We start from the raw sequence: 13,442 nt of genomic DNA on the forward strand, positions 1-13,442 counted from the left end.
ATTTCATAGTATGATGATTAAATGAGATATTTTCAGCGGAATGTAAAATCATTCAACAACAAAACCCCGGGAGGAGGACGGCAACTTGGATATCAAATTGAATCAAAAAATCATAAAAGATATGTGCGGGGCCGTCTCCTTCAAAAGAGGGGAAGCTTTTCAGCGTGCCAATAAAGTGAAATTTGAAAGCTACCGTCAAGATGGTTGTGAAGCAACGGTTAAAGGCAAGGAAGACTTCCATGTCACGATTGAAGCGGATGCTGTCGGCGGATTTCAGACGAAATGCAGCTGTCCTACGCTAACTTCCTTCCATCGGGATTGTCAGCATATTGCAGCCGTCCTGCTGTCGGTTTACGACCATCAGCAAGGTGGAACGATCCCTGAGGGCCTGCATTCAACCGTTTCTAATGCTTCAGCCAATAAGCAGTTGTCAGAGGGCTTGCTGACCCTTTTCGATAATCAGCCTGTCCGCAAAAGCGGCCATCAGCGCCACTTTGAAAATAGAAAGGTGCTTGAAGCAGAGTTTACGTGCAAACCAGTATGGATGGGCACGGACCAATATATGTTAGGACTGGAAATGAAAATCGGTGCTTACAATGTGTCGAATATTCGGGATTTCCTGAAGCGAGTTAAAGACGGAAAATCTGCCGAAGTGTCCCATTCATTTATATATGACCCGATATTGCATTGTTTTCAGAATGAAAATGATTCCGTGCTTCAGGAACTCATTACGGTGATATCGGATGAAAAAGTCTATGTTGACGCCCTGATGGATAAATCTGAATATACATTGGATAATCATTTATTACTTTTGTCTCCATCTTCTTTTCGAAGGCTTGTACCCATCCTTGAAGTAGCGCCAATGGTGAAGCTTGCCTATGGTAGCCTTACATTCAATGGCTTTCGTTTATCGAATGGACCGCTTCCTTTACAGTTTGAATTTACCGAAAGCGAGGTCAAAGGATATCAACTGAATATTAAAAGGCTGCACGAAATGATCGTCATGAATGAATACACATTGGTTCTATTTGAAGGGAAATTGGTTCAGCTTGAAGATGGGGATTTCCAACGCCTTTCAGAGTTGAAGCAAATGATGGAGGATTCGGGGATGGATCAAATTCCAATCCATCATGACCAGCTGGAACTATTCCTGGACAAAGTGGTACCAGGTTTGAAAAAACTCGGTGAAGTTCATATAGCAAGAACCATCACCGAATTGTTTTTGAAGACACCGCTGATTGCAAAGCTATACTTGGATCGAGTAAAAAACAGGCTGCTTGCGGGGCTGGAATTTCACTATGAAAATATCGTGATCAACCCTTTGGAAAAGCAGGAGTCAAAGGTTATAAGGGATGTTGAGAAGGAGTCGGAGATACTGAAGCTGATGGAGGATAGCCAGTTTGCCAAGACGGACGGCGGCTATTTCTTGCATAATGAAGAGTTGGAGTATGAGTTTTTGTACCACATCGTTCCGAAACTCCAAAAGCTGGTACAAATCTATGCCACGACGGCAGTAAGAAACCGGATTTCCCGTGGAAATGCTGCACCGCGCATAAGGGTTAATATTAAAAAAGAACGTACTAATTGGCTCGAATTCAAATTTGAAATGGATGATATCCCGGATAAACAAATTCGTGAGGTCTTAGCAGCGCTTGAAGAAAAGAGGAAGTACTATCGTTTAAGGAATGGATCGCTGCTTTCCCTTGAAACAAGGGAATACGAGGAAATCAATCGTTTTCTGAATGCACTTCCTGTACAGGATGAAGACCTGGAGAGCACGCTGAACATGCCAATCGTAAAAGGGCTTCAGCTCCTTGATTCCGTGAATGACAGCCAAACATTCACAATGGAGGAGTCATTCCGTCAGTTTTTGGATAACATCGGGAATCCGGGCTCCTTGGAGTTCACGGTGCCAAATAGTCTGGTCCCTATCTTGCGCGAGTATCAAAAAAACGGCTATAAATGGATGAAAATCCTTGCCCAATACGGTTTTGGCGGAATTCTTGCTGATGATATGGGACTGGGAAAAACACTGCAAAGCATCGCGTTCATTTTATCCGAGCTGCCTGACATCCGTGAGAAAAGGGTTCCGGCGCTTATTGTCTGCCCATCATCATTGACCTACAATTGGCTGAGCGAATTCACTAAATTCGCTCCTGAGATACAAGCCGTCGTCATTGATGGCGACAAGACTGAAAGGACGAAGCTGCTTAAGGAAGCGAAGGATGTGGATGTAGTGATCACCTCTTATCCATTGCTCCGGAAAGACATCGCATCATTTGAAAAGCAGGACTTCCATACGGTGTTTTTCGATGAGGCACAGGCCTTTAAGAACCCAGTGACACAAACGGCACGAGCGGCCAAGAAGATAAATGCTGCACATCGCTTCGCGTTGACTGGTACGCCTATCGAGAATTCACTAGAAGAGCTCTGGTCCCTTTTCCACGTCGTATTCCCTGAACTATTCATGGGGTTAAAGGAGTATAGCAATCTCTCAAGGAAGCAGATTTCCCGCAGGATACGCCCATTTTTGCTGCGGAGAATGAAAGAGGACGTGCTAGGTGAACTTCCGGAAAAAATCGAGTCGCTGGAATCGATGGAACTGCTTCCTGATCAGAAGAAACTGTACGGCGCCTATCTGGCGAAGCTGCGGCATGATACGCTGAAACACCTGGATAAGGACACCCTCCGGAAAAATCGGATCAGGATCCTCGCTGGCTTGACCCGGCTTAGGCAAATATGCTGTCACCCCGCCTTGTTTGTGGACGGATATAAAGGCAGTTCAGCTAAATATGAGCAACTGATGCAAATTGTCGAAGAATCGAAGCATTCTGGAAGACGGGTGCTGATTTTCTCGCAATTTACAAAAATGCTTCAAATTATCGGCAGGGATTTGGCCATGAAGGGACAACCTTTTTTCTACCTGGATGGAAAAACCCCATCAAAGGAACGTGTGGAAATCTGCAATCGATTTAATGCAGGAGAGCGGGATATATTCCTCATTTCATTGAAAGCGGGGGGGACGGGTCTCAACCTGACAGGTGCCGATACAGTCATTCTATATGACCTTTGGTGGAATCCGGCAGTTGAAGAACAAGCCGCGGACCGTGCCCATCGAATGGGACAGAAGAATGCTGTTCAAGTCATCAAACTTATTGCCCGTGGCACAATCGAAGAAAAAATGAATGAACTTCAAGAGAAAAAGAGACACCTTATTGAAGAAATCATCGACCCTGGAGACAAATCGTCGTCTGCACTTACAGAAGAGGATATCAGGGAAATCTTGACGATATAAGGGAACAGCTGAAGGTAATCTTATTAATGAATCGAATAGTTCAATTATGGAGCATTCCTTTGTAAATGGAGGAGTGCTTCTTTTATTTTTAAAAGAAAAGGATATTACGGTAACAATAATAATATAATAAAAAACAACAATGTTTTATTGTAAAACGATAAAATTTGTGTTAAATTCAAATTGATAAAAAATAAATGAGGTGCTTTTTATGAAACAAGTGTCAACGATCTTTTTGAAGATAGCCGTTATTCTTATTGGAATGCCGATTCTTGCTTTGTGCATCTTTGTGGTGCCTGAGATTGCGAATTTTGCAGCAGAATTATATCCGGATATGACTTATTTGAAATATCTCGTTTTAATCGATTTGTATGCATCGGCGATACCTTTTTACTTCGCTCTATATCAAGCCTTTAAACTTTTAAGCTATATTGACAAGAACAAAGCTTTCTCGGAATTATCTGTAAGAGCTTTAAAGACAATAAAAAATTGTGCAATCACAATCAGCAGCTTGTATGTGGTAGGAATGCCGCTCTTTTATCTCATTGCGGAGATGGACGACGCCCCAGGCATCATAGTAATCGGATTGGTCATCATTTTTGCTTCAATGGTGATTGCAGTCTTTGCTGCTGTTCTTCAAAGGCTTTTGCAAGAGGCCATCGATATAAAATCAGAAAATGACTTAATAGTCTGAGGTGAATAAAATGGCAATTATAATCAATATTGATGTAATGCTTGCTAAAAGGAAAATGAGTGTTACAGAACTTTCTGAGAGGGTTGGAATAACGATGGCTAACCTTTCCATATTGAAAAATGGCAAGGCAAAAGCGATTCGATTATCAACTTTAGAGGCGATTTGCAAGGCGTTAGAATGTCAACCCGGAGATATTTTAGAATACCGTAATGATGAAGACACCCAAGGATAATGGTAAAGGGGAGTAAAACATGAATTTTTTAACCATTAAAAAAATGGAGACACCAATCATGCGAGCACTAAAACAACTCTTTCGGTTTGGTTGGGAGCAGGCCCTGTCATGTTTGTTTCCTGCCGTTATTTTTGCTTCTTTGGCTATTACAAAATTCATTCCGCTTCCCTTCCTGCCGCGGTATGACTGGCTGCTCATCATCTGCCTTCTGATGCAGTGGTGGATGGTGCGTTCCGGGCTTGAAACACGGGATGAACTAAAGGTTATCACATTGTTCCACCTTATTGGACTTGCTCTTGAACTTTTCAAGGTACATATGGGCTCCTGGACTTATCCAGAGGAAGGTATTTTTAAGATCTTTGGAGTGCCTCTGTATAGCGGATTCATGTACGCAAGTGTAGCGAGTTATCTTTGCCAGGCGTGGAGGAGGTTAAAGGTTGAACTGTTCAAGTGGCCGCCGTTTTTTGTCGTTGTATCTCTTGCAGCTGCGATTTATTTGAATTTTTTCACCCACCATTATTGGATTGATGTTCGTTGGTGGTTATCTGGACTTGTCATCATCGTCTTTTGGCGGTCATGGGTCACATACGAGGTTGGTGGAGCTCGATATCGTATGCCAATCGCGCTTTCTTTTGTGCTCATCGGATTTTTTATATGGATAGCCGAAAATATCGCAACGTTCTTTGGGGCATGGGAATATCCAAACCAAACCGATGCATGGAGTCTTGTTCATCTAGGAAAGGTAAGCTCATGGCTCTTATTAGTAATTGTTAGCTTTCTTATAGTAGCCACGCTAAAGCAGGTTAAAGGGAAAGATTCCACTAAGATGGATGCTAATCATTTTTTATAAAATGACTTCACACAAGAAAATAAATAAGTAAAGACGACACATTAATTCGATATATCAAAATTGTGTCGTCTTTGTTTTTCTATGCTTTTATATACTAGATAACATAATGGTAATGCGGTGTCATATTCCGAATTTCTATAGTCAAAAGTAAAATCACCTTCACTCATTCTTATGAAACAAGTTTTAATCCCACTGCTGCGCCAAGGACCATGGCTATAAAAACGACTCTTCGCCAATCTTTGGATTCCCCATATAATAGCATCCCGATTATCGCTCCGCCTGATGCGCCGATTCCTGTCCAGATAGCATAAGCCGTCCCCATCGGCAAGGTTTTCATGGCATAAGCAAGAAAAAGGAAACTTGCTCCAAATCCGATGAATAACAGCAGCAAGGATTGCCAATTACGGTCTTTGTGCAATTTATTTATCATCGCAACCCCAAACATTTCAAATAGCCCCGCTAAGATTAAAGAGACCCAAGCCATTATGATTCATCCCCTTTCTCTGCCTTATCATCAGTCACTAGCTTCAAGCCAATCACCCCTGATAATAAAAGGAGGATCAATAGCGTTTTGCTCAGCTTGAAGGATTCTCCAAAGAAAATGATTTCTGAAAAAACGGTACCGGCTGTCCCCATACCAACAAAAACGGCATATACCGTACCGACAGGAAGCTTCCTGCCAGCCATTATCATCAAGTAAAAACTGATGATGATCGAAATGACCGTTCCAGACCAAGTCCAAAAGTCATCTGCATGTTTTAAGCCAATTACCCAAAATACTTCAAAAAAAGCTGCAATAAATACTTTAATCCAGTTTGTGCTCATGAATACCGCACCTCCAATTTTATTCTTTACCAAAAAAAACAAAAAAAGCCCAAGAGATAACCGTTAAACAGTTTCTCCCAGGCTTTTATCCTTCCGTGACACAGCATGCTGTGAGTTTTCTCTCGGACCAGACCAGCAATAAGACGCACTGCGGAACCCTAGAAAACCTTTGACATATGCAATTACCTTTCATTATACATACTTTTTGAACTTACTCAAGGTAAAAGTTTTTTTGCCAAGGTCATGCCCAATTTGGACTAATATCAGCAAATGCCCCGTAACGTTTGCAGCAGAGATGACTGAAAAGTTTAATGATAAAAATGGAAGGTGAGCTGTTTGCCACTTTAAAAAATCATCAATTTATCATGACCTGTCAATGGAAAAAAAGAACGTAGTCAGTTTCTGTTTTTAAGTCAAAAAAGCCCCGAAATCTTATCCGGGGCTTTTTTGACTTGTAATTTAGGCACTCACTGTCCGTTTCCGGGATGAACCTTCTTTTTTATGTGAAACATAGCTATGCAGGATCATTCCTATGATGACGATAAAGATACCGAACCACGATAACGGAGAAGGGATGGGTAAAGATAGGAATAGTAATTCGCCGGCGAGGGCAAAAAGGACCTCCATCGATTGTGTAGCTTCGACTGAAGCTAATTTCTGCATATTTCCACTTACCAAATCGGTCGCTTTGAAAAAAAGGACTGTGGCTATGACACCTGAAAATAGTGCGACCAAAAGGGATTGGAAACTCTGCATCTTCGTCGGCGCCCCTACTGTAAAGAAACCGTACAATGAAAGCAGGAACCAGAATGGCAAACTCGCCAAAGTCATTCCCAATACACGCTGGTAAGCATCTAAACGACCTTCGGATACTTCCATCATTTTGCGATTTCCCAAAGGGTATGCAAACGAAGCGATGACGATTGGAATCACTCCCAGCCAAAGATTGGCCATTGAAATGTGTTTAGTATGTTCCAGTTGCATCAGGATGATCCCAAGCAGAATGATCATGGACATGAGGAGGCCTTTCACAGAAACCCTTCCTCTTTGCCTTTCGATCCCATCTTTCGTTTGGACACTTTCAAAAAACAGCGGCGCAAGCAGCGCACCCGAAATGATCGTGATTTGCCAAGTGCCGGCGATCAGCCAACCAGGTGAGTAGGCGGACGCAAAGCATAAAGGAGCATAAAATAACCCAAATCCGACAAAACTCCAAAGCAGCCAAGGACCTGGCTTTTCTCTCATCACTTGTAAAAGGGGACGCAGGTTTTTTCTGCTCAATACGATACACAACAGAAATGGCACCATGAAGAAATAACGCAGCGAAGCACTCCAAATCCAACTTCCGCCAGACAACTCCATGGCCTGATTCAAAACAAACGTAAATGCAAAAAAGAAAGCAGAACAAATACCTAATATAATCGGACGCAATTGACTCACCTCAATCTGTTTTATGAGTCAGTAAGACTCTGGAAGGATGGCAATCGTTTCGGCTTTCTGAATCCACTGTTTTAAAAGCGGAATGAATTTTCGGAATATTATAAGCGATCAATTTAAATTTTCCTTCAAAAGCAAAAGAAAATCAACAGGATTCTTTTAAGCTAGTGAAATTCATTCTTCATGATTCGACATGACATAAAAAGAATGCTTGTTGGAATTAAATGAAGGCGTTTCCATTTTAATATTCATTTTAACAATATATACCAACTAAAGAAGCGGGAAACGTTGTCATGACGCGTGTTATGAAGGTATTACTAATATTTTATATAAAAATCATATAGAGGCAGATAATATATGAAGATACGAGAATTGACGAATATGGTAGGTAGTGGTATCTTAATAGAAGTGCAAATAATGTCGAATGGTGACGAAATATATAAATGCAACATTCGCAAGAAAGTTAGTGGGGTAAATTAAATGAAATCTACAGGTATTGTACGTAAAGTTGACGAATTAGGACGGGTAGTCATTCCAATTGAACTGCGCCGAACATTAGGAATTAATGAGAAAGACGCTCTGGAGATTTATGTAGAACAAGAGCGCATCATCCTTCAAAAATATAAACCAAACATGACTTGTCAGGTTACAGGTGAAGTTTCCGATGACAATATGAAACTTGCTGACGGTAAATTAATACTTAGCCCTGAAGGTGCCGAACTTCTAATTAAAGAAATTCAAGCCAGCATGGAAACTGCTAAATAATTAATATGCTAGATTAATAGCATCCAAGTGTAGGGAGGTTTTCCCTACACTTTTTTTATATTAAATGGTGAAATAATAAAAATGATTCGATTCACGGACGAAACCAATTTTTTCATAAAGCTTCTGTGCATTAACATTATCCTTACCTGTCTCCAGTGAAACCCCTTTGGCACCTGTTTCCCGTGCAAAACTGATGGCCGCGTTCAATAACTCCTCGCCAAATCCCTTTTTGCGGGCGGACTCCCTCACGAATAAATCATTCAATACCCATGACCGCATCATACTGACAGACGAAAAAGAAGGATACAATTGTACAAAACCAATTGGATTTCCTTCATCAAACGCCATAAAAACCACAGACTCCCCATTTGTCAGCCTTTCCCTTAAAAACTCGCTTGCACGACCAGGATCGGATGCTTGCTCATAAAACACTCTGTATAAATCAAAAAGTTCCGTCAGTGATTCCAGCTCATGTAATGTAGCCTTTTGTATGCTCATAAATGGACCCTCCAATTGTTAGAATACTCTAAATTTACCATTTAATCATACTTCCCGCCAAATTCAGGACCACATTTTCCGGCGCCAAAAATCAGGATGGAGCCTAAAAAGGCACCATCCTACATGAAAAGGGCTATTAAACCCAAGTTGGGCTGTAAACTCATGGATTATCAGCGATAATACGTCAAATGCAGCAGCAAACTCACGAATTATAAGCTTTTACTTGTGAGTTTTGGCAATTTACTCGTGAAATTAGAACAAATACTCGTGAGTTTGGCCGATTTACTCGTGAAAGGAGCATCATCAAATTGGGACCTAAAATAATAAATCAAATCCTTCATTACTCGAGTGGTTTAGCTTCTAAACCGCCTGTATTAAGGATGTGAACATTAACGTTTATATCATGTAGTGAATCGTTATCTAAGTAGTCCTTCGGATCATTTATATGATTCTTTTGCCAGTATTTTGTCTCTTTGATATAAAGGATTTTACCTAAGCTTAAAGGATCCGCGTTCTTTTGAATCCCTGTCATGAAGGTTGTTTGGATTTCTTTTTTTATTTGGCTTTCGAATTTCCGTTTTATTTTATCGATATCCATTTGTGTATCAAGCCCCAGTATCTTACCTGATACATCAACGTCAATATTGAATTTGTACTTTCCATCCATGAGAACAGGCTTTACTTGATAATGCGGATGGGAGAAAGAGGCATAGATGTCTTGCTTATTCATGTTAATATTTAAGGGTGTTTTGTTGGTCCTTTTATTGAGCCAGCGTAAACCGCTCAAATCCTTTTCAGAGAACCAGGGCTGGGACACTTTATAATAAATGACAAATGCACCATCCATAAAGAGACTTTTTCTTTTTTTATCCTTTTCCTTCCATACTTTATCGTTCCAGGAAATGGAGGGCAGGATGGTTGTGGATGCTTTTTCCCGCTGGTTAGAATAATACTTTTGGACCGTAATGGGTTGGATGAATGATCGATTCCGGTAGACATCCTCAGGTAAATATAATGTCGTGTATAAAGGCGATAAATTAAAATAACCATTAATGGAGAAAAGCTCATCCATGGAACTTTTTGTGGCAAAGATATTGGCAGAGTACCTAAGTAACTGGTTTCTGTATATATAATCCACTATTTCTGTACTTTGCTGCTTCAAAACATTTTCACTGATGACAAATGTGGAAACATGACCTATATAGAGAGACTGTTGAGTATTGCGCATTAGTTTATTAATGGCGATCGAGATGGAACGCGCTTTTTGTTTCCCTACATATACGGGCGGGGCTTGAGTGGGTTTTGCCTCCGTTTTAGCTACCGCAGAGAAGTCCACAAGTTGCGTATAAACAATGTATTCCCCATCTTTGAAATCTATCCCGATGGCCGTTATATAATGAAAGTCCTGGATCGTTTTTTCATCCCAGCAGCCTGAAAGTAAAAGGAATAGAGGGATGGTTAATAATATTTTGCAGATGCGGAACATGGCCTTACTGCCCCTTTCTGGTCTTATCATTAGCTGCCAAGGATCGTTTGCTCATGGAATTCCATGGCCTCTTTATGAATGAATCCAGTAGTTTAGTGAATATTGGCGGGTTCATTCCGCCAATATATGAAATCCCGAATGAATCAAGCCTGGATAGTAAAGTGACAATGGAAAGGAAACCGATTATCGTGCCATAGATTCCATAAATACAGCTTAGTAACAGCACAAACATGCGCAGAATCGTTACGGCCCCTGTTAAAGACTGGTTTACAAGAGTATAAGATGCGACAGAGGTTACGGCAGTAACCACAAGCATGGTTTGTGAGGTCAGTCCGGCCCTTATCGCGGCATCACCGACAATGAGTCCGCCTACAACAGCAACTGTCTGCCCAACCGCTTTAGGTAACCTGACTCCGGATTCGCGGAATAATTCAAATAAAATGAGCATGAGAATGAATTCCATGGTGGCGGATAAGGGAAGTCCAAGCCTTGAAAGGGTGATGGTGGCCAATAACGGGAACGGCACCTGTTCAATGTTGAAAGCGGAAATGGATATCCAAAACCCCGGCAATAAAATGGTAATGCCAAGCCCCATAAAGCGAAGCAGTCGCTCAAGACTTACAAATAGATAAGGAAGATTCGAATCTTCTGCTGTTTTTATTTGCAATAATAATGTAGAAGGAGCCACGATTATTGTTGGCATTCCGTCCACGATTAGAATGAATCTTCCTTGATTGAGTGCTTCCACTACAAAGTCGGGGCGACTTGTATAATGAGTGAGTGGAAATATACTAAATTTACTGTTAGTGATCAATTCCTCCAATTGTTGGCTGCTCACCAAAATATCAATATCAATGGAGTTAATCTTGGACCTCACATTTTTAACGAGTTCTTTATCAATGATGTCATCCATGTACATTAGTGCGACTTTCGTTTGACTGCGCCTGCCGACAATAAAGTCTTCATAGGCGAGCGATTTTGTTTTTAGCCGCTTTCTGATTAAAGCGGTATTTATGGATAAATCCTCGACAAATCCATCTCTTGGTCCTCTTACAGAGACCTCGAAGGAAGACTCCTCAGGCTGCCTGTTCGGAACATTGGACAAATTTATTGAAAATAACTTTTGGGTTGATGGAATGAATAATAAGGCATTCCCGGAGAAAATCAGCTGCTGGACGCTATTGAATTCACTATCAATTGTCACTTTAGTCAAATCTATCAATGGTTTTAGCTTGTTGATTGCCTCTTCTTCATCGATTCTCTCATCCAATTCCATCATTTTGTTTAACTTTTCCAAAATCCCCTTGTTCAGTAAACTGATATCGGTCATACCCGAGCAATAAAAGATAAGGACAGGAATGGGCCTTTCGGTTTCTCCAATATAAATCGTGTCAAATATGATATCCGAGCTTGAACTGAATAACTCCCGAAATGTCTCCTCCTTTAATTCAGGCAGGGTTGGTTCATTTTTGGATCGTTTCATTCTCATGTCGTTTACCCTCCTTAGATCTAATGAACGTGCCGATAAACAAAAAGGCGGACAAAAGTAACAGGAAATAAAAAGCGCCAGGATAATAAAAAGTTTGGGTCACATGCAAAAACTTGAAATTACTGAATGGTACGATGGAGATGACGACCATGAGAAAGCCGACAGCGAAAAGAATTCCTACCTTCATTTTTTCAGTTTTCCTATTAAAGATTTCCGTTATTAAGAATAATGCCAGTGAAACACGGATATAGGCACCAGCAAGCCATTGATAAATGGAAAAGAAATCTGTATGTTCGATATATTTTCCAATAGTCAGCAGACGCCACTGTTCATATGCAGGGTACCTCATGGCTTCGGCTAAGGTCGGTCCGAATTCGGCAATTGCAGCTGTTAATGGTCCTAGAAGTAAAAACACTAAACCGAGGCATATGAAAACCAATACTTTCCGACTGATTTTATCAGTAAGCTTTTCCTGGAAAAAAGCGATTAAAATCAGTTCGGCAAGACCATAACCAGAATATTTCATGGCTTTAACGCCATGAAAATAGCCATTCTCGAAAAGGGGAAGGAGGTGGCTATAGTCTTTTGTCGGTATATTTCCGGTCGCAACAAACATGCCAAGAATGACGACTATTGGCAATAATACAGAAGAGCAAATGGCGATGGAGCGCATACCTGAATGGGCAAGGAAGATGCAAAGCAGTGTAAACGGAATGATAATCGCTAAACTTGGGGTTTCAAAAAGAAAGCTTGTCGTGATCCAATCAATCGTTTCCTTTGTGGTGGCCAATACAAGACTGATCAGATAAATCACGATAAAGAATAAAACGATATTTTTAATAGGATTACCAAATCTATTTTCAAGCCAATTTGTCAGGGATTGATTATTCATATTCTTGATTATCCTCGATAATATGTAGACCCAAACCGGTATCAATCCAATAGTCAGGATAGAAAAAAACCAAGAATCCCTTCCGCCGGTGGATAGAAGGAAAGGGATCAACATAACGTGATTTAGAAGGCCGATTGATAAAAAGAAGATGCTAAGAGTTTGTATCGATCTGATTTTCTTCAAGATGATCCTTTCCCCATTTCCATTGTTTAAAGATTGTATTAATGCAAATGCCATTCTTTTGTTATGGTTGCTAAATGTGGAAATAGTATACGTGATAATGATTGGATTAATATTCCTGATGATTAATGAAAGCATGTGCAGGCTTGCAAAACAAAGAATAGCAGGTAAAAAGGATTTGTCTCAATCAATAAAGAATATAGAATATATCTGGATGCTATTTTTATTGAACATCAAGGGGGGATGAAGATGGATTTAAGATACCCGGTTGGAAAGTTTCAGTTTGACGGGGAAATTACTAGTGATGTGGCCGAGGGGTGGATCAAGGAGATTGAAGCTTTGCCTCGGATGCTGCGGGAAGCGGTATGTAACATGGATGATAAAAGGCTTGATACGGCTTATCGGCCTGGAGGATGGACGGTCCGCCAGGTGGTGCATCATGTTGCCGATAGTCATATGAATGCATATATTCGTTTCAAATTGGCCCTTACGGAAGAAAGTCCGGTCATTAAACCGTACGAAGAGGCGCAATGGGCTGAGCTGCCTGATTATGATTTGCCGATTGAAGTTTCTCTATCACTAATCGAAAGTGTACATATCCGGATGTGCAAACTTTTATCGTGTCTTCATGCAGACGACATGGGCCGAACATTCATCCATCCTGATTCAGGAGAGGTGACGGTCGGTGAAAATATAGGCATTTATGCATGGCACGGACGCCATCACCTGGCTCATATTACTTCTTTATCAAAGCGCCAGGGTTGGTGAATATGATTGTATCACCTGAAAGGTTGTGATTACT

Annotated in this window: 13 protein-coding genes and 1 riboswitch; of the genes, 6 read left to right on the forward strand and 7 right to left on the reverse strand. The window is 40.9% G+C overall.

The features are described 5' to 3' along the window. Positions 1-85 precede the first annotated feature (85 nt). The 4 genes from LQ188_RS09245 to LQ188_RS09260 all read left to right on the forward strand — a co-directional run bounded on the left by LQ188_RS09245 (position 86) and on the right by LQ188_RS09260 (position 5,068). Entirely contained in the window at positions 86-3,295 is a 3,210-nt protein-coding gene (locus tag LQ188_RS09245; protein ID WP_230176670.1) for an SNF2 helicase associated domain-containing protein, read from the forward strand. A 208-nt stretch (positions 3,296-3,503) separates the two neighbouring features. Next, on the forward strand, positions 3,504-3,986 hold the full coding sequence (locus LQ188_RS09250; RefSeq protein ID WP_230176671.1) for a DUF2975 domain-containing protein: 483 nt from the start codon (positions 3,504-3,506) through the stop codon (positions 3,984-3,986). A 10-nt stretch (positions 3,987-3,996) separates the two neighbouring features. After that, positions 3,997-4,218: a helix-turn-helix transcriptional regulator gene (locus LQ188_RS09255; RefSeq protein ID WP_101223077.1), complete on the forward strand. Its 222-nt coding sequence runs from the start codon at positions 3,997-3,999 to the stop codon at positions 4,216-4,218. A 58-nt stretch (positions 4,219-4,276) separates the two neighbouring features. Beyond that, positions 4,277-5,068 (forward strand): DUF817 domain-containing protein, encoded by a 792-nt coding sequence (locus tag LQ188_RS09260; RefSeq protein ID WP_230176846.1) that lies wholly within the window; start codon positions 4,277-4,279, stop codon positions 5,066-5,068. A 169-nt stretch (positions 5,069-5,237) separates the two neighbouring features. Here LQ188_RS09260 and LQ188_RS09265 read toward each other — a convergent pair whose 3' ends face one another. The 3 genes from LQ188_RS09265 to LQ188_RS09275 form a co-directional block, all read right to left on the reverse strand. Then, the gene (locus LQ188_RS09265) at positions 5,238-5,552 is read right to left on the reverse strand and encodes a multidrug efflux SMR transporter (RefSeq protein ID WP_034309447.1); all 315 of its coding nucleotides are present in this window, start codon (positions 5,550-5,552) and stop codon (positions 5,238-5,240) included. Beyond that, on the reverse strand, positions 5,552-5,893 hold the full coding sequence (locus LQ188_RS09270) for a multidrug efflux SMR transporter (protein ID WP_063232562.1): 342 nt from the start codon (positions 5,891-5,893) through the stop codon (positions 5,552-5,554). Before LQ188_RS09270 ends, LQ188_RS09265 begins: the two co-directional genes overlap by 1 nt. A 72-nt stretch (positions 5,894-5,965) precedes the next feature. Next, positions 5,966-6,066, reverse strand: a riboswitch (guanidine-I (ykkC/yxkD leader). A gap of 286 nt (positions 6,067-6,352) precedes the next feature. Next, entirely contained in the window at positions 6,353-7,324 is a 972-nt protein-coding gene (locus tag LQ188_RS09275) for a multidrug resistance efflux transporter family protein (protein ID WP_101223076.1), read from the reverse strand. A gap of 486 nt (positions 7,325-7,810) precedes the next feature. Between LQ188_RS09275 and LQ188_RS09280 the strand changes: the two genes are divergently transcribed. Further along, positions 7,811-8,095 (forward strand): AbrB/MazE/SpoVT family DNA-binding domain-containing protein, encoded by a 285-nt coding sequence (locus LQ188_RS09280; RefSeq protein WP_053536026.1) that lies wholly within the window; start codon positions 7,811-7,813, stop codon positions 8,093-8,095. A gap of 60 nt (positions 8,096-8,155) precedes the next feature. Here the strand turns inward: LQ188_RS09280 and LQ188_RS09285 are convergent, their stop codons facing one another. From LQ188_RS09285 to LQ188_RS09300, 4 genes are all read right to left on the reverse strand, one after another. Beyond that, positions 8,156-8,593 carry a GNAT family N-acetyltransferase gene (locus LQ188_RS09285; RefSeq protein ID WP_230176672.1) on the reverse strand — a complete coding sequence of 146 codons (438 nt, stop codon included), beginning with the start codon at positions 8,591-8,593 and terminating at the stop codon, positions 8,156-8,158. 340 nt (positions 8,594-8,933) lie between these two features. Next, a complete protein-coding gene (locus tag LQ188_RS09290) occupies positions 8,934-10,079 on the reverse strand; it encodes a Ger(x)C family spore germination protein (RefSeq protein ID WP_157831030.1) in 1,146 nt (381 codons plus the stop codon). Positions 10,080-10,083: 4 nt separating this feature from the next. Further along, entirely contained in the window at positions 10,084-11,568 is a 1,485-nt protein-coding gene (locus tag LQ188_RS09295; RefSeq protein WP_230176673.1) for a spore germination protein, read from the reverse strand. Beyond that, positions 11,543-12,643 (reverse strand): endospore germination permease, encoded by a 1,101-nt coding sequence (locus LQ188_RS09300; protein WP_230176674.1) that lies wholly within the window; start codon positions 12,641-12,643, stop codon positions 11,543-11,545. The genes LQ188_RS09295 and LQ188_RS09300 overlap by 26 nt, the downstream gene beginning before the upstream one ends. 240 nt (positions 12,644-12,883) lie before the next feature. Here LQ188_RS09300 and LQ188_RS09305 point away from each other — a divergent pair, with 240 nt between their 5' ends. Further along, positions 12,884-13,408 carry a YfiT family bacillithiol transferase gene (locus LQ188_RS09305; protein WP_230176675.1) on the forward strand — a complete coding sequence of 175 codons (525 nt, stop codon included), beginning with the start codon at positions 12,884-12,886 and terminating at the stop codon, positions 13,406-13,408. Positions 13,409-13,442 lie beyond the last annotated feature (34 nt).

The sequence above is a fragment of the Peribacillus sp. Bi134 genome (assembly GCF_918698065.1).
Lineage (GTDB): Bacteria > Bacillota > Bacilli > Bacillales > DSM-1321 > Peribacillus.